At 54.5% G+C, this 16,348-nt stretch carries 15 protein-coding genes; 8 read left to right on the top strand and 7 right to left on the bottom strand.

The annotated features are described in order from the left end of the window. Positions 1–15 precede the first annotated feature (15 nt). The 5 genes from infB (at position 16) to INT32_RS10080 (ending at position 6,288) form a co-directional block, all read left to right on the top strand. Positions 16–2,979 (top strand): translation initiation factor IF-2, encoded by a 2,964-nt coding sequence (gene infB, locus INT32_RS10100; RefSeq protein ID WP_193088605.1) that lies wholly within the window; start codon positions 16–18, stop codon positions 2,977–2,979. Between the two features lie 6 nt (positions 2,980–2,985). Next, on the top strand, positions 2,986–3,396 hold the full coding sequence (gene rbfA, locus INT32_RS10095; RefSeq protein WP_193088604.1) for a 30S ribosome-binding factor RbfA: 411 nt from the start codon (positions 2,986–2,988) through the stop codon (positions 3,394–3,396). A gap of 14 nt (positions 3,397–3,410) precedes the next feature. Continuing rightward, on the top strand, positions 3,411–4,169 hold the full coding sequence (gene truB / locus INT32_RS10090) for a tRNA pseudouridine(55) synthase TruB (protein WP_193088603.1): 759 nt from the start codon (positions 3,411–3,413) through the stop codon (positions 4,167–4,169). After that, a complete protein-coding gene (gene typA / locus INT32_RS10085; protein ID WP_193088602.1) occupies positions 4,166–5,986 on the top strand; it encodes a translational GTPase TypA in 1,821 nt (606 codons plus the stop codon). Before truB ends, typA begins: the two co-directional genes overlap by 4 nt. A gap of 62 nt (positions 5,987–6,048) precedes the next feature. Beyond that, positions 6,049–6,288, top strand: a complete 240-nt coding sequence (locus INT32_RS10080) for a hypothetical protein (protein WP_193088601.1) — start codon at positions 6,049–6,051, stop codon at positions 6,286–6,288. A gap of 107 nt (positions 6,289–6,395) precedes the next feature. Here the strand turns inward: INT32_RS10080 and INT32_RS10075 are convergent, their stop codons facing one another. Continuing rightward, positions 6,396–6,674 (bottom strand): hypothetical protein, encoded by a 279-nt coding sequence (locus INT32_RS10075; protein ID WP_193088600.1) that lies wholly within the window; start codon positions 6,672–6,674, stop codon positions 6,396–6,398. 324 nt (positions 6,675–6,998) lie between these two features. On the opposite strand from INT32_RS10075, the gene INT32_RS10070 reads away from it, so the two are divergent. From INT32_RS10070 to INT32_RS10060, 3 genes are all read left to right on the top strand, one after another. Then, complete coding sequence (locus INT32_RS10070) at positions 6,999–7,889, top strand: polyphosphate kinase 2 family protein (RefSeq protein ID WP_193088599.1); 891 nt, start codon at positions 6,999–7,001, stop codon at positions 7,887–7,889. Positions 7,890–8,445: 556 nt separating this feature from the next. Then, positions 8,446–8,616 carry a hypothetical protein gene (locus tag INT32_RS10065; protein WP_193088598.1) on the top strand — a complete coding sequence of 57 codons (171 nt, stop codon included), beginning with the start codon at positions 8,446–8,448 and terminating at the stop codon, positions 8,614–8,616. A 293-nt stretch (positions 8,617–8,909) separates the two neighbouring features. Further along, complete coding sequence (locus INT32_RS10060) at positions 8,910–9,335, top strand: GNAT family acetyltransferase (RefSeq protein WP_193088597.1); 426 nt, start codon at positions 8,910–8,912, stop codon at positions 9,333–9,335. A gap of 351 nt (positions 9,336–9,686) precedes the next feature. Here the strand turns inward: INT32_RS10060 and INT32_RS10055 are convergent, their stop codons facing one another. The 6 genes from INT32_RS10055 to pqqB form a co-directional block, all read right to left on the bottom strand. Next, positions 9,687–10,685: a bile acid:sodium symporter family protein gene (locus tag INT32_RS10055; protein WP_193088697.1), complete on the bottom strand. Its 999-nt coding sequence runs from the start codon at positions 10,683–10,685 to the stop codon at positions 9,687–9,689. 242 nt (positions 10,686–10,927) lie between these two features. Next, positions 10,928–12,961, bottom strand: coding sequence for a sigma-54-dependent Fis family transcriptional regulator (locus INT32_RS10050; protein WP_193088596.1), 2,034 nt, complete (start codon positions 12,959–12,961; stop codon positions 10,928–10,930). 221 nt (positions 12,962–13,182) lie between these two features. Beyond that, the gene (pqqE, locus tag INT32_RS10045; protein ID WP_193088595.1) at positions 13,183–14,373 is read right to left on the bottom strand and encodes a pyrroloquinoline quinone biosynthesis protein PqqE; all 1,191 of its coding nucleotides are present in this window, start codon (positions 14,371–14,373) and stop codon (positions 13,183–13,185) included. A gap of 8 nt (positions 14,374–14,381) precedes the next feature. Further along, positions 14,382–14,645 (bottom strand): pyrroloquinoline quinone biosynthesis peptide chaperone PqqD, encoded by a 264-nt coding sequence (pqqD, locus tag INT32_RS10040; RefSeq protein WP_193088594.1) that lies wholly within the window; start codon positions 14,643–14,645, stop codon positions 14,382–14,384. After that, positions 14,638–15,396 (bottom strand): pyrroloquinoline-quinone synthase PqqC, encoded by a 759-nt coding sequence (pqqC, locus tag INT32_RS10035; RefSeq protein WP_193088593.1) that lies wholly within the window; start codon positions 15,394–15,396, stop codon positions 14,638–14,640. The genes pqqD and pqqC overlap by 8 nt, the downstream gene beginning before the upstream one ends. Then, the gene (gene pqqB, locus INT32_RS10030; RefSeq protein WP_193088592.1) at positions 15,393–16,322 is read right to left on the bottom strand and encodes a pyrroloquinoline quinone biosynthesis protein PqqB; all 930 of its coding nucleotides are present in this window, start codon (positions 16,320–16,322) and stop codon (positions 15,393–15,395) included. Before pqqB ends, pqqC begins: the two co-directional genes overlap by 4 nt. Between the last annotated feature and the right edge of the window lie 26 nt (positions 16,323–16,348).

The raw sequence follows: 16,348 nt of genomic DNA, 5'->3' as shown, positions 1-16,348 counted from the left end.
GGAAGAGAGAACTTAATGCCCAGTAATACCGTAAACCAGTTTGCCGTCGAACTCAAAATGCCAGCGAATGTGTTGCTTGAACAGCTTCGCTCGGCTGGCGTGAATCTGAAATCGGTGGAAGATGTCGTGACCGAAAGCGACAAAGCGAAACTTCTGGACTCGCTGCGTCGTGCGCATGGTGCAAAAGATGGAAAAAAAATCACCGTAACACGTCGCGAAACATCAGAAATCCGTCAGGCGGATGGCTCCGGCCGTTCGCGGACCATTCAGGTCGAAGTGCGTAAAAAGCGCGTCTTCGTCAAACGGGATGTCACTGAGGCCAAGCCCGATGCCGCCGATGCGCCTGTAACAAATGAGCCTGAGGCAGCTGTCGGTTCTGAGCAGGTTGTCGCACCGGCTGTTGCCGATGCCCAGGTCGCTGCGGCTGCGCCGGTCCAAGCAAATGCATCGCCAGCACCCGAAACGGCAGCAACCAGCCAACAGGCCGCATCGCAGCCCGAGCCAGCCCAGGCATCCGTAGGCGAAAAAGCGAAGGAAGCGCAAGAAGCGCAACCCGCAGCGGCGCAGGCGCCTGCTGCGACTGCACCGGCGGCCGCTGACCAAGCGGCAGCGACGCCGGCAAAGGCTGCTGAGCCTGAATCAGTCCAAAGCACAGCAACGCCTGCGGCTGCAGAAACCGCTGCGGTTGCGACACCATCGCCAGCTAATAATGCACCGGCCGCCGCCGAAGCGCGCAACACAGGCAGCCAGGATCAGGCCAAGCCGGAAACGGTTCGCAGCGAGCAGGCCAAACCGCGTCAGCCAGACACATCTCGTGCCGCAACGGGCGCCCGTAAACCTGTGGCTGCGCGTAGCGAAGCCGCCGATGCCCGTCGCGATGAAGCACGCCGCCAGGCTGAAGCCGAGGCTGCCGCCCTGCGCGACATGTTGAATAAGCCGCGTAAAGTGCTGCGTGCCACGCCTACTGCCGAAGGGGCAGATGCCACTAAAAAGGCCGGGAAAAAGGATGTCAAAACCCTTGCCGCTCCAGGTGCGCACAAGCCTGCCGAAACAGACAAGAAATGGTCTGACGAACAGTCCCGTGGGAAAAAAGCCGTTGCTGAAAAACGCGCCGGCCCCGCAGGCAAGGAAGACGGCTGGCGCTCGTCCGGTGGTCGTGGTGGATCACGTGGTCGTAATAAGCATCATCACGCTCAGGTCAATCAGCCGTCCACACCCGAATTTATTGCGCGTGAAGTTCATGTGCCCGAGACAATTACAGTGGCCGATCTGGCCCACAAGATGTCTGTCAAAGCGGCCGAAGTGATCAAAGAACTCATGAAACTGGGTCAGATGGTCACCATCAATCAGGTCCTGGATCAGGAAACCGCCATGATCGTGGTCGAAGAGCTGGGGCATAATGCGATTGCCGCCAAGCTTGACGATCCCGAAGCGTTCCTGGATATCGGTGATACAGGTGCAGATGCAGAATTGCTGCCAAGAGCACCGGTAGTGACGGTTATGGGTCACGTAGACCACGGTAAAACTTCGCTGCTCGATTACATTCGTCGTGCCAAAGTGGCCTCGGGCGAAGCCGGGGGCATTACCCAGCATATAGGTGCCTATCACGTCCAGACCGAAGGTGGCATGGTGACCTTCCTGGATACCCCGGGTCACGAGGCGTTCACCGCTATGCGTGCCCGTGGCGCCAAGGCCACCGACATTGTCATTCTCGTTGTGGCGGCCGATGACGGCGTGATGCCGCAAACCAAAGAGGCGATCCATCACGCGAAAGCGGCTGGTGTGCCCATGGTTGTGGCCGTCAACAAGATCGACAAACCCGAAGCCAACCCCGAACGCGTCAAGCAGGAACTGGTTACTGAAGAAGTGGTTCCCGAAGAATATGGTGGTGACGTTCCCTTTGTGTCGGTTTCGGCCAAGACAGGGAAGGGCATCGACGAGTTGCTGGAAAACGTATTGCTTCAGGCTGAAATTCTTGAACTGAAAGCGCCGGTAGATGCGCCAGCCAAGGGTATCGTGATCGAAGCGCGCCTTGACAAGGGTCGCGGTCCGGTTGCTACCATTTTGGTTCAAAGCGGTACGCTCAATCGTGGCGATGCATTGCTGGCCGGCGCAAGCTTTGGTCGCGTGCGTGCCATGCTTGACGAGAACGGCAAACCTATTACCAAAGCCGGCCCGGCCATTCCTGTTGAAATCCAGGGTCTGACCGAAGTGCCTCGGGCAGGTGACGAGGTGCTGGTGCTGGTCGATGAGCGCAAGGCGCGCGAGATCGCGCTGTTCCGTCAAGGCAAGTTCCGCGACGTCAAACTGGCAAGACAGCAGGCAGCAAAACTGGAGTCCATGTTCGACAACATTGGCGAAGGCATGCAGACACTGTCTCTGATCGTCAAGACCGACGTTCAGGGTTCCCAGGAAGCGCTGGTGCAGTCCCTGACCAAGCTGTCAACCGACGAAGTGCGTGTCCAGGTTGTGCATGCGGCAGTTGGTGGCATTTCCGAAAGTGACATCAACCTGGCTATCGCGTCCAACGCGGTGGTGATTGGGTTCAATGTCCGTGCAGACCAGAGTACCAAAAAACTGGCCGAGGCCAACGATATTGACGTTCGCTACTACAACATCATTTACGATGCCGTCGATGACGTTCGCAACGCGATGTCTGGCATGCTAGCGCCCGAAGAGCGCGAAGAAGTGATCGGTATGGTTGAGATCCGTGAGGTCTACAGTATTTCCCGTATCGGTAAGGTGGCCGGTTGTATGGTCACCGAAGGCCTGGTCCGCCGCGATTCACAGGTACGCCTGTTGCGTAATAACGTTGTTCACTGGACAGGCAATCTTGATTCGCTCAAACGCTTCAAGGATGACGTCAAGGAAGTCAAATCCGGCTTCGATTGCGGCATCACGCTGCGCAACAATTCCGATATCGAAGTTGGCGATCAGCTTGAAATTTTTGAAATCAAAGAAATTGCCCGCTCACTGTAAAATATTATGAACCGTCATAAATCCTCCGGCGCAAATCGAAACGTTCGTCTGGCCGAGCAAATCCAGAAAGATCTGGCAGTGCTGATTCAGCGCGAGCTTGACATGTCGCGCGCGGGTCTGATTACGCTGACCGGCGTGGATTTGTCGGCCGATTATGCGCACGCCAAGGTATGGTTTACAGTACTTGGCGCTGAGCCGGAGACGGCTGCTGCGCTGCTTAACGAGAAAGCGGGCTGGCTGCATTCTCTGTTGTTCAAGATGTTGCATATCCATACCGTTCCTACACTGCGTTTTTTTCATGACAATCAGCTGGCGCGCGGTATTGAAATGACACAACTGATCGACCGCGCCAACCGGCCGGAAGACTATCCGGACAGCGTCGATCCGCTACCGGACACCAAAGACGATCGCAAGTAACATCAGGGCAGGCGATGGGAAGAAAACGCGGGCAGGATATCGACGGCGTCCTTTTGCTGGACAAGCAGTTCGGATATTCCAGCAACCAGTCGCTGCAACGCGTGCGTCGCATGCTGGATGCGAAAAAAGGGGGCCATACTGGCACGCTGGATCCATTTGCGACCGGCTTGCTGGTTTGCTGTTTTGGCAAGGCGACAAAAATTTGCGGGACCATGCTGGATGCCGACAAGTCCTACATTGCGACATTGCAGTTTGGCGCGGAAACCGATTCAGGTGATTTGACCGGCACTGTTGTACAAGAGGCACAGCTGACAGCCGAATCAGTGACCCGTGAGAAAATCGACTTGGTATTGCCACAGTTTCGCGGTTCAATACTACAGATTCCGCCCATGCATTCGGCTCTCAAGCGTGACGGGCGTCCGCTTTATGAATATGCCCGTCAGGGAATAGTGCTGGAAAGAGAGCCGCGCGCAGTGGTCATCCACGACCTTCAGGTGCAGGCGCTGGACGAAACGTCGATGGTGCTGGCTGTCGATTGCAGCAAGGGCACGTATATCAGGACACTGGCTCAGGATATCGGTCGGGCACTGGGCTGTTTCGCCCACTTGACCGCTTTGCGCAGGACGCGTGTCGGCCCTTTCGATCTGACCGGCGCCACGACGATAGACGAACTCGAACAGATGGAAAACAGGCTGACACCTCTGATACCGCTAAATGAAATACCGGACGGCCTGCTGCCGTCCAATATACGACAAAAGGAAGATACATTATGAGCCGAGCGCTCCGTAACGTTGCGATTATTGCGCACGTTGACCATGGGAAAACAACGCTGGTCGATCAGCTTTTACGTCAGTCCGGTACGTTCCGGGACAACCAAGCGGTTGTTGAGCGCGTCATGGATTCGAACGATATCGAAAAGGAACGGGGCATTACGATCCTGTCCAAAAACTGTGCCGTTGAATATGAAGGGACACACATCAATATTATTGACACCCCTGGACACGCCGACTTCGGTGGCGAAGTAGAACGGGTACTGTCCATGGTTGATGGCGTGTTGCTGCTGGTGGACGCGGTCGAAGGCCCTATGCCTCAGACCCGCTTTGTGACCAAGAAAGCACTGGCCCTGGGCTTGAAGCCGATTGTGGTTGTCAACAAAATTGACCGCCCTGGCGCACGCCCCGATTTCGTCATCGACACTACCTTTGATCTGTTTGACAAACTTGGCGCGACCGAAGAGCAGCTTGATTTCCCGATCGTATATGCCTCCGGGCTTACCGGTTACGCCGGTCTGACCGATGATGTCCGCGAAGGCGATATGCGTCCACTTTTCGATGCGATTTTGCAATACGTGCCTCAGCGTAACGATGACAAGGAAGCGCCGCTGCAGTTGCAGATCATTTCGCTGGACTACAACAGCTACGTCGGCAAGATCGGCGTCGGCCGTATCAACCGTGGGCGGATTCGTCCGGGCCAGGAAGTGATGGTCCGCTTCGGTGAAGAGGGCGAACAGAGCAAGGGCCGGGTCAACCAGGTATTGAAATTCAAGGGCCTGGAGCGTGAACAGGTCGAAAGCGCTGATGCCGGCGACATCGTACTGATTAATGGTATTGAAGAAATCGGCATTGGCTGCACACTGTGTGATCCTAATCATCCTGAGCCATTGCCTATGCTCAAAATTGACGAACCTACCCTGACCATGAACTTCATGGTCAACACCTCGCCTTTGGCCGGTCGTGAAGGTAAATTTGTCACTAGCCGCCAGATCCGTGACCGCCTGAACCTGGAGCTCAAATCGAACGTCGCGTTGCGCGTTCGCGAGACTGGTGATGATACGGTGTTTGAAGTATCGGGTCGGGGTGAATTGCATCTGACGATTTTGCTTGAGAATATGCGCCGCGAAGGATATGAACTTGCCGTTTCACGTCCGCGCGTGGTGTACAAGGAAATCGATGGCGTACGTCACGAACCGATGGAACTGTTGACGGTTGATCTGGAAGATGATCATCAGGGCGGCGTGATGGAAGAGCTTGGTCGTCGCAAGGGCGAGTTGCTGGATATGCAGTCGGACGGACGTGGTCGTACCCGCATGGAATATCGTATTCCTGCGCGCGGCCTGATTGGTTTCCAGAGTGAATTCCTGTCCATGACCCGCGGCACTGGCCTGATGAGCCATATTTTTGACGAGTATGCGCCAGTACGCGAAGGCAGCATCGGCGAGCGTCGCAACGGTGTGCTAATCAGCCAGGACAATGGTGACGCGGTTGCCTATGCCTTGTGGAAATTGCAGGATCGTGGCCGGATGTTTGTGTCGCCGGGTGAAGCCCTGTACGAAGGCATGATCATTGGTATTCACAGTCGTGATAATGATCTGGTGGTTAACCCAATCAAGGGTAAACAGCTGACCAACGTACGTGCGTCGGGCACCGATGAGGCCGTGCGCCTGGTACCGCCTATCAAGCTGAATCTGGAATACGCGGTCGAGTTCATCGACGAAGACGAACTGGTGGAAGTTACACCCAAAAATATCCGTCTGCGCAAACGCCACCTGCTGGAGCACGAACGCAAACGTGCCTCACGTGGCGGTGTTTGATAGCGTTACCAAAGGTCATAAAGCTTTTATAGACATTTGACCTTGTTGATAAGTAGAAAGCCGTGCCCGGTGTAACCGGTGCACGGTTTTTTTCTGCCTGGCACGGCGCAGTAGCGGTCAGTGCATCGATTGGCTTGTCGCCCGCCAGTCGTGGCTCACCGTGCATGCGCCAGCCCGTGACAAGGCTTCTGGCCCTGGGCAAGCAGACGGCAGGAGAGCTTGGGTTTGAGTCCGTGTGGGTATCGGCTACGGTCTTCGCATCGTATTGCACGGGTACGCCGGCATTCTGGTATGCGCCATGATCGTCATCCGGGGGATGTCGATGAGCAAGCCTTCTGATCTGATGATCGTGCCTAAGCTGTCGCTTGCGGCAGCAAAAACAGGTCCTGTCGTTATGTGCAGCCCATTACTATAGTTTGGGGTCGATGCCATGGCCGCATTGTCGTAGAACAAATATCAGCAGGGCAGGACTGATTACTGCCACTGATAAATAATGAACACCGCCAATAACACGCCTGCGATAACAATCCAGCGCATCATCAACGACCCGTTCTGCCTGATCCACACAAAACCAGCCCCAATACTGCGAGACCATAGCCGGTTCAGGGCTGGACTGAAAAATCGTCCAATCCACCAGAGGATGATAACGATCAAAAGCAGCTTGATTACGGTTGCCATAGTTATTCAATACTTAATCACACGTTGACCACATGTTACCCACAACTTTATCCTCGTGTGGACAGAAGTCTCGCTTATCAACAGAATATGTTGAGAATGATGTGGATAGGATTTTAATAATTCTGTAAAACATCGACAAGTACATGATATTGAAAGTGTTTTCGATTTCTGATCACTATTTGATCAATTGCACTTATACACATGGCAGCCGCAGTGCCGGCACCAGCCATTCTTGGTCAAGACCGTGAACGCAGCAGTGGTGCAAGCGATGTTACAGTAGAATCAGATTTTATCCCGTAGCTTGTATACCTGCATAATCCTCAAGGAGCATTTGATGGCTGAACTGCCCGAAACCGGTTTCTCGGATCAATTTCGCATTACCAATGGAAAAAAATTCAGTCTCAAAAAATGCAGCACAGATCCCGACAGGGAACCTGATAAAAAAAGTGCGCAAAAGCGGCTGCAGGAATATGTGGAAGGCATTGCGGATTTACAAAATGTTCTTTACGCCGATAATCGCTGGTCATTGCTATTGATTTTTCAGGCCATGGACGCGGCAGGAAAGGATTCGACAATCAAGAACCTGCTCTCTGGCGTCAATCCACAGGGCTGTGAAGTATATTCGTTCAAGCGCCCCTCGGAAGAGGAACTGGGACATGATTTTCTGTGGCGTACCAGCAAATGCTTGCCCCAGCGTGGCAATATCGGCGTTTTCAATCGTTCCTATTATGAGGAAACACTGGTGGTACGCGTTCACCCCACCATTCTCGACGGCCAGCATTTGCCCAAGGCCTGTCTGACAGAAAATATCTGGGATGAACGGTTTGAAGATATTTGTCACTTCGAAAAGCATATGGACCGCAACGGCACCAAGGTATTGAAATTTTTCCTGCATATTTCACTGGAGGAACAGAAGAAGCGTTTTCTGGAGCGGCTTGATAATCCGGAAAAAAACTGGAAATTTGAAAGCGCTGATCTGGAAGAGCGAAAATTCTGGAGCGAATATATGCACGCTTACGAGGAAACCATCAAAAACACGGCGAGCAAAGCCGGGCCCTGGTATGTGATTCCGGGCAACGATAAACCTTACGCACGTCTGGCTGTGGCCGACGCCGTGCTGCAGACATTGCAATCGCTGGATTTGAACTATCCGAAGCTGGAAAAGGAAGAGCAGAAAAATCTTGGCGGGTATAAAACACAACTGGAACTGGAATCAAAAGGATAGCGGCTTGGATTCGTTCTCGACGTTTTCGCAGCCTGCAATATGCGCCAGTTTACAATTGAGTGTCAGCCGGTTCCATATGTCCCCTGACGGCACCGTATCAGCGGACCGACATTTGGACCCGGGGCTGTCAATATAACAACTGTGATTGTCTTGCTGCGCAGCGATATCGAGATCGTCATTCGCTTTTTGTGCGATCAATATCAGTCCGGAGCGCAAATTTCTCGGTCTCAAAAAGCTTGCTGCATCGCAGCGATGTACGAGCGGGGCTCCTGAATCTGTATCTGTACTCGTGGTGCAGTATCCGTCAATACACTGCGGCCATCGGGTAGTGGCAAATGCCTTCAAAATAAATGATAAAAATTACGAATAACGATATAAGAATAATGGCTAAATTCTATCAGCTGGGCACTTGATGCCCTGACGTTGACAATGCTATATTGACCAAACTCAATCAGGCATCCGAATGCTGCTATACCCAGTGCAGGCTTTGGCTGTATGTTGTGGTCAGCTGCCGGTTACCACCCGTAACTGTATAACGTTGTACAGGAGAAAGACTGTGTCGGATTCAAATAAATCTCAACGTATCAGAACCCGAATTGTAAATCGCTCTTTTGACTTTGAACGTGCTTCCCTGGCATTGTTCAAGCAGCTGAAATTGTCGGCGACCCAGTCGGCCAGACTGGGCCTGGCCAGCGAATGGAAAGACCCGCCGCGCGTACGCTGGTAGGTAGCCGGCCCATTATTGCTGTTCCTGTTTTTGCGAGCTTATCTTCTCATTTGTCTTGCTCACCCTTACGTTACCAGTCCCATATGATACCCGGCTAATCAACAAACAAGATGATTCGGCCAGCGGTCGGCAACGATGGGTAAGCTGCATGTGTCCGATCCCGCAGCGCGGCTTGCCGGCAATCGCGCTGGCAATGGTATTGTGTTGATGACCAATAGCTTGCGGTGATCACGGCAGCGCTTATGATATTCTTTTGTTTCAGAAGCAAACCAATAATCGTGAGTGCAAGGCACATGCAGATTCAATTCAGACAATTTCTTCCCCATGATACCGAACAGACGGTGGCGCTATGGCAGGCTTGTGGCCTGACCCGCCCCTGGAACGACCCGCATAAAGATATCGAGCGCAAGCTGCAGCAGGAGCCAGAGCTGTTTATTGTGGCCGAACTTAACGGGCAGCTTTTGGGCTCGGTGATGGCGGGCTATGACGGGCACCGCGGCTGGATTTATTATCTTTCCGTGTTGCCGCAGTATCAATCGCAGGGCGTGGGCAAAAGCCTGGTGCAGCAGGCAGAGCAAAGGCTGCGCAGCAAAGGTTGCCCGAAAATTCAATTGATGATCAGGCACGACAATAATGGCGTGCAGGATTTCTATCGAACGCTGGGCTACGAGCAGGCAGAGGTTGTGGTGCTGGGAAAGCGGCTGATAGAAGATGTGTAAAGAAGAGATCTAAAGAAGAGATGTAAAGTAGAGATGTAAAGTAGAGATGTAAAGTAGAGGGCGTACAAAGAGAACGCGTAATCACAGTCGTGATTGCGGTACAGGGCACACTCTGAATATGAAAGCCGAAGGCATGTCTTGCGGCGCCGTATGAGCACGGCTGGCGGGTGCGTAGCCACTGCCAGCATGCGAAATACAAAGAGCCGGTGGCAGTGGTTAATCCTGCAAATGCCCAGTCTGAGCAAAACACGCTCAGCCTGGGCCGGGTACATGGCAACAACCTATTGCCGGCCCTGACTGATGGTCGCTATCTGCCGGGTTGTTGTCTATTGGCCTAGTCGTTTTGGCCGTTTAATCGCGCTCCGGTGCTGTGGCGCCTGGCGCCGAATGACTCTTATCTTCCGACGTTTCGCAGGTTGCGCCATCGTTTTTGAAACGCTGGTACAGGGTTGCGACCAAGGGCCCGGTAATGTTGTGCCAGACGCTGAAAATCGCGCTTGGCACAGCGGCTGCCGGTGAGAAGTGGGCCGTCGCCAGTGCGGCGCCCAGGCCGGAATTTTGCATGCCTATTTCAATAGACAGGGTCTTGCGCTGTGCGACGCTCAGCCCGGACAATTTTGCTAACCAGTAGCCCAGTAGCAGGCCCAGGCCATTATGCAGAATAACGACGGCAAAAATTTCCAGGCCACTGCTTGCAATTTTTTCCTGATTGCCAGCGACCACCGCCGCAACAATGGCGACAATGGCCACAACCGAGACCAGGGGCAGTAGAGCCACGCCGGCCTGCACTTTTTCCTTGAGCAACATTTGCGCAATCAGCCCCAGCCCGATGGGCAGAATCACCACCTGTACGATTGACCAGAACATGGCCGCCGCGCTCACGTCCAGCCACTGGCTGGCCATGATATAGATCAGCCCGGGGGTGACGATAGGCGCCAATAAGGTGCTGACAGACGTAATCGCTACGGAAAGGGCAATATCTCCGCGTGCCAGAAACGTCATGACGTTCGAAGCGGTGCCACCCGGGCAGCAACCGACCAGAATCACACCAACGGCCACTTCAGGACTCAGGTTCAAGCCGGTGGCCAGTAGCCAGGCCAGCCCCGGCATGATAATGAATTGTCCAAGTACGCCAATGGCGACCGTACCAGGGCGCTTGAACACTTCGGCAAAGTCGTTTTTGGAAATGGTCAGGCCCATGCCGAACATGATGATGCCGAGCAGGGGAACAATATACTTGCCCAACCAGGCGTAGCTGGCAGGGTTGAAAAAAGCCAGTATTGCAAATAGCAATACCCATATGACAAATGTCTTGCCAATGAATTGGCTCAGGCGGGCGATGGCCTGCATCATGAATAGTCCTTGAGATAAATGATCGTGCGGCATCGGTCGCCGCGCCACATTCGCTGAAGGCGCGCGTCAACAGCCAGTCACGGCAAAGTAGTGTATGAATAATGTAGGGGTGTGCAACCGACTGGAGGCCCGACAGGCTGGTAAACCCGGGACCGGTTTGTAATGCAGATCATGCGGAAAACAAAGACACCGGCCTTAGGGGCCGGTGTTGCGGTGCAGTAAATTGATTGTACCGCTTTTCAGATGGTGGTGGGGTTACCCTGGGTTGACAGGGTAATGTTGTGCCGGTGCAGTTTGCGATACAGGGTATTGCGGCTGACACCCAGCGTTCGCGCCACATCGCTGATGTTCCAGCGATGGGTTTCCAGCAACTGGATCAGGGTGATTCTTTCACTTTCCTGCAAGGGGTTGACAGGTTCGTGCTCATCGCCCATTGCCAGGCAGTCTGTCAGTCCGACTGGCGCGGCGCCATTGCCTGCCGGTTGCGCATGCAGCTCAGCCAGCGGCCCTGGCAAATGCTCCAGGCCAATGGTTGTGCCCTCGGCCAGGACAGCCATGGTGCGCAACACGTGACGCATTTGGCGCAAATTGCCAGGCCAGACGTATTGCATGAGAATCTTCAGCGCCTGGTCACTGAGTACTACCGGTTTGCCGGCTTCTTCCTGGAGGATGGCCTCGATAAGCTGGTGTTTATCCTGGCGCTCGCGCAGTGGCGGCAAGCGTATCTCTACCCCATTGAGTCGGTAGTACAGGTCTTCCCTGAATTGGCCCTTGGCTACCAGATCTGTCAGATTCCGGTGGCTGGCGCTGATCAATTGAATATCTACATCGACCGATGCCTCTGCACCGAGTGGCGTGACCTTGCGTTCATCGAGTACGCGCAGCAGGCGTGCCTGCAATGCCAAAGGCATATCGCCAATTTCGTCAAGCAAAAGCGTGCCGCCGTGAGCCTGCAGTATTTTGCCGCTGCGGCCCTGGCGCTGGGCGCCGGTAAAAGCGCCTGCGCGGTAGCCGAACAATTCGCTTTCGATCAGGCTTTCGGGCAGGGATGCACAGTTGACGGCGACGAAGGGGCCATCGCGGCGGGGACTGCGATGGTGAACGGCGCGGGCGAGCACTTCCTTGCCAGATCCTGTCTCGCCATACAGCAGAACTGGAACTGCCTTGCTGACGACGCGCTGTGCCAGTTCGAATTGTTCGCGCAAGACGGGGTCGCCAAGTTCAACGCAGGCGATGCTGCCCTGCTTGCCGGTTCTGGCAGACAGATTGGCGGGCTCGGCCACTTTGTCCTGTGCTGGCAGGGACGAAGGTTTGGATGACGCGCGGTGAAAGGACAATTGAGTGGAGCCGGCAGGAGGCAGTTGGGCCACGGCAAAAAAACGGCTGGAGGCCCCGGCCCGATAGATCGGTACCGGGTGAAACGAGCTTTGCATACTGCGTTGCAAAAGAGATTCAAGCGTTAGCTGGAAAATTTCGTCGAAGCGGTAGCGGCGCAGCGCCTGCATATCGGGAAAGCCCAACTGGAACAGCGCACTTTGGTTGGCGGCAACGATGGTGCCATCTTCCTCGACCATCAGCTTGCCGTCATGTACGGTATTGATGCTTTCGGGCCGGCTGTGAAAATGAACCGGATGTGCATGCTTGCAATTGACGGTAAGCAGGCGGTTTTCGATCATGCGGGCTGTCATGCCAATCAGCACCAGTGAATGCTGCTGGAGCAGCGACGAGCGGCTGGTCACGTCCAGTACCGCAATCATTTTTCCGGTATGGTCCATGACCGGTACTGCGGAACAGGTAAGCAAAATATGCTTGTATAAAAAGTGGTCGGTCTGGCGGATTGCAATGGGTTCGCCAACGGCCAGGCAGGTGCCCATTCCGTTCGTGCCCACTTCCTCCTCACTCCAGATCGCCCCCAGGCGCAAGCCCAGTCCGGAAAGATCACTTTCCAGATGATCGGCTGCCACCATGTGCAAAATACAACCATCGGTGTCCACGAGAACCACGGCCAGTTCCGGATCAGCCAGTTGCTGATACAGAATATTCATTTCGTGTTTGGCTTCGGTAATCAGGACCCGCTTCTGTTCCGAGCGCGCGATCCGCTCGGCGTGAGTTAGAACGGGAGGCAGTCGCCGGCTTTCCGGATCCAGGCCATAATCATTGACACAACGCCCCCAGGAACTGGCGACCGCCGGGTCAACGTCAGGAACCATGACGCCGCGATGCACGATCTGGTTAATCCGCTCAATGTGGTTGCTGACCTCCAACGAGTACATGTCTCCTCCTGCTATGTACATCAGCGCTTGTCCTTTCGGTGGCTGATGCCGATTTTGTAATCTGTCTCGGTGCTTGTTACGGGTTGTATGCCCGCTGCTTGTTGATGTCGTCTGCGCAACATTAAACTGCAAAAAATACGATAACCCGCTAGTGGCTGGGTAACCTGTCTATGTTCACCCAATTGTATATCACATGATATGTCATGCGTGTCTCGTTTTCCCTATGAAGGCGACATTTTGTCCTCGCTTGCCAGGGCGTTGGTGGCCGTGCTGGCCGATAGCCTGCGCGAGTTGGCATCGTTGCGGAACACCAGTGGCTTTTCCTGGACGGCTGCTGCCGGCGTGCGTCCGATCATATCTGTAATGACATGGTGATAGGGCGATTTATCGCAAACCGGGTCGGCGTTGGCTGCATTGCCGGTCAGGGCCAGCGCCTGACAACGGCAGCCACCAAAATCATGCTCCTTTTCTGGGCAGGTGCGACAAGGTTCCTGCATCCAGTCATCACCACGGAACTTGTTGAATGCATCGCTGTGGTACCAGATATCATGCACAGTGCTCTCGGTTACTTGCGGAAACTGCAGGCCCGGAATCGTCTTTGCTGCGTGACAGGGTAGGGCGCTACCATCGGCGGATATGGCCAGGAAAACGGATCCCCAGCCGTTCATACAGGCTTTGGGGCGTTTTTCAAAATAATCCGGTACGACAAACAGAATGCGCATCCGGTTGCCGATTTTTTCGCGATAGCGCGCTACGGCCGCTTCGGCGCGCTGCAATTGTGATCTGTCGGGTAACAACTGTTCGCGATTGATCAGGCCCCAGCCGTAATACTGTGTATTGGCCAGTTCAAGATATTCCACCCCCATCTTGTCGGCCATCTCGATAATGCGCTCGATATGGTCCAGATTATAGCGATGCAGAACCACGTTCAGCACCATGGGATATTCGAATTCCCGAATCATGGCGGCAACGCGCGATTTCAAATCAAAGGTTTTGGTGTGCGTCAGGAAATCGTTCATTTCCCGGGTCGAATCCTGGAATGACAATTGAATATGATCGAGCCCGGCATCCCGCAGGGCGGCAAGCCGTTCGCGCTTTAAGCCAACGCCGGAGGTAATAAGATTGGTATAGAAACCCAATTGGCGACCTTCGGCCACAAGTACTTCCAGGTCATCGCGCAGCAAAGGCTCTCCGCCGGAAAACCCCAACTGTGCCGCGCCCATTTCCCGGGCCTGGCGCATGACGCTGATCCACTGGTCGGTACTGAGCTCGTTCAGGTTGCTGGCATAGTCGACCGGGTTATAGCAGAACACGCAATGCAGCGGGCAGCGATAGGTCAGTTCGGCCAGCAGCCACAGCGGTGGCGCAATGGTCGCTTTCTGCTTTTGTTCAACGGCTTGGGGCATATCCATGATGACCTCTATTTGATCCAGCCACGCTCCTGTGCAGCCTGCAAAAATGATTCAACATCGTTCTGCAATCCTGTCGTGGCAAAGCTTTGTTCCAGATCGGCAACGATCTGGGCAATATTGCGATCGCCATCACAGCGACGTAGAATTTCGGCGGCGCTGTCGTTCAGCTTGACCATGCCTTCTGGGTACAGCAGGACATAGGCATTTTGCGCTTTTTCGTACTGCAGCCGGAACAGGCGCGACAACAGGGGCTTTTCGGGCAAGTCAGGCATGAGTGGTCTCGCTGTGGTGCTGGCAGGCTTTTTCAATGGCATCCAGCATGGACCATAGAATGTCCAGTTTGAACTGCAGTATTTCCAGTGCCCGCGCCTGTTGCTGGCGAGTGGTAAAGTAATCGAGCGTGACCTGCAATCCGTGCTCGACATCCCTTTCTGCCAGAGAGATCCGGCTGCGGAAATATTCCAGTCCGCCTGCCTCGATCCACTGATAATGACCGGGCCAGTTTGCCAGCCTGTCTTTGTGTATTTTTGGTGCAAACATTTCGGTCAGCGATGAACACACCGCTTCCTGCCAGGGCGCCTGACGCGCAAAATTGACATAGGCATCCACGGCAAAACGCACGCCGGGCGCGACCAGCTTCAGAGACCACAAGTCCTCGCGGCTGATACCCACCGCTTGACCCAGACGAGTCCAGGCTTCAATGCCGCCTTCGTTATCGCCGAAGCCATCATGGTCCAGCATGCGCAGGATCCAGCGACGGCGGGTTTCCCTGTCCGGGCAGTTTGACATGACTGCAGCATCTTTGAGCGGAATGTTAATCTGGTAATAGAAGCGGTTGGCAACCCAGCATCGGATATCGTCCTGGCTCAACTGGCCGCTGTTCATCCGGACATTGAATGGATGATGAATGTGGTAGCTGGCACCTTTGGCGCGCAACTGGCGTTCAAATTCAGCCCGGTCCCAGGCCTCGGGGTCGGTTTGCTTCTGGTTATACCCAGCGAGATTCGAAAGAACGATGCTCACAATGTAATCTCCATGCCATCAACGGCGATTTCGATATTATGCCGTTGCAGTACTGCAGCCTGTTCCGAGTCCTGATCCAGGATCGGATTGCTGTTGTTGATATGAATTAGAATCTTGCGTTTATTTTTGCCCAGCGAGTCCAGAACGCTGATCATGCCTTTGGGTCCGGATTGCGGCAGATGGCCCATCTGGGCAGCGGTTTTGCGCGACAGGCCAAGACGGATCATCTCGTCTTCGGTCCACACCGTTCCGTCTACCATGACGCAATCGGCACGGGACATGGCCTCGAGCACTAGCGGCTCGATTTGGCCCAGACCGGGCGCATAAAAAAGACTTTTGCCAGAGCGCTCACTGGTAATGAGCAGGCCGATATTGTCGCCGACCTGCGGGTTGTTGCGGTTGGGCGAATAGGGCGGAGCCTTGCTGGTGAGCGGAAACGGTGTGATGTTAATGCCGGGAAGCTCAACAAGCTGCAAGGGCGGGCTAAAGCGATTCTCTTCAACGGTAATGTGCCGATGCGTCAGGCCGCAATAATGCGATAGAACCTGGGTAAGCGGCAGGCCGGTGCTCAGATCGTTCCAGACCGGCTCGGTACAGTACAAGGGGATGGGGCTGCTGCTTTCTCGCAGCATTAACAGGCCGGTCACGTGATCGATCTGCGCATCCATTAATATTACAGATGTGATACCAGTATCACGCACGCTGCGTGCCGGTTGCAGCGCCGGATTAGCCTGGATCTGTTTGAGAATATCGGGAGAGGCATTGACCAGCAGCCATTGAATACCGTCTGCCGAGATCGCGATGGATGACTGGGTACGGGGTATGGCACGGATACTCTGTCGGCGTACACCGTCACAATTGGGACAGTTGCAGTTCCACTGCGGGAATCCGCCACCGGCGGCAGAGCCAAGCACAAGAATTTTCATAGGTAGCAAGTAAAACGGCACTGGCT

The organism is Advenella sp. FME57 (assembly GCF_014897675.1).
Taxonomy (GTDB): Bacteria; Pseudomonadota; Gammaproteobacteria; order Burkholderiales; family Burkholderiaceae_B; genus Advenella.
Note: the sequence above shows the minus strand (reverse complement) of the source record. Positions and strands in the feature narration are given on the sequence as shown.

Bases quoted from the DNA above. Each gene is read 5' to 3' on its own strand.
- INT32_RS10070 (WP_193088599.1), top strand. From the start codon at position 6,999: ATGGCTGAACTGCCCGAAACCGGTTTCTCGGATCAATTTCGCATTACC.
- rbfA (WP_193088604.1), top strand. From the start codon at position 2,986: ATGAACCGTCATAAATCCTCCGGCGCAAATCGAAACGTTCGTCTGGCC.
- pqqE (WP_193088595.1), bottom strand. From the start codon at position 14,373: ATGGATATGCCCCAAGCCGTTGAACAAAAGCAGAAAGCGACCATTGCG.
- INT32_RS10055 (WP_193088697.1), bottom strand. From the start codon at position 10,685: ATGCAGGCCATCGCCCGCCTGAGCCAATTCATTGGCAAGACATTTGTC.
- INT32_RS10060 (WP_193088597.1), top strand. From the start codon at position 8,910: ATGCAGATTCAATTCAGACAATTTCTTCCCCATGATACCGAACAGACG.
- typA (WP_193088602.1), top strand. From the start codon at position 4,166: ATGAGCCGAGCGCTCCGTAACGTTGCGATTATTGCGCACGTTGACCAT.
- pqqB (WP_193088592.1), bottom strand. From the start codon at position 16,322: ATGAAAATTCTTGTGCTTGGCTCTGCCGCCGGTGGCGGATTCCCGCAG.
- infB (WP_193088605.1), top strand. From the start codon at position 16: ATGCCCAGTAATACCGTAAACCAGTTTGCCGTCGAACTCAAAATGCCA.
- pqqD (WP_193088594.1), bottom strand. From the start codon at position 14,645: ATGCCTGACTTGCCCGAAAAGCCCCTGTTGTCGCGCCTGTTCCGGCTG.
- INT32_RS10050 (WP_193088596.1), bottom strand. From the start codon at position 12,961: ATGTACTCGTTGGAGGTCAGCAACCACATTGAGCGGATTAACCAGATC.
- truB (WP_193088603.1), top strand. From the start codon at position 3,411: ATGGGAAGAAAACGCGGGCAGGATATCGACGGCGTCCTTTTGCTGGAC.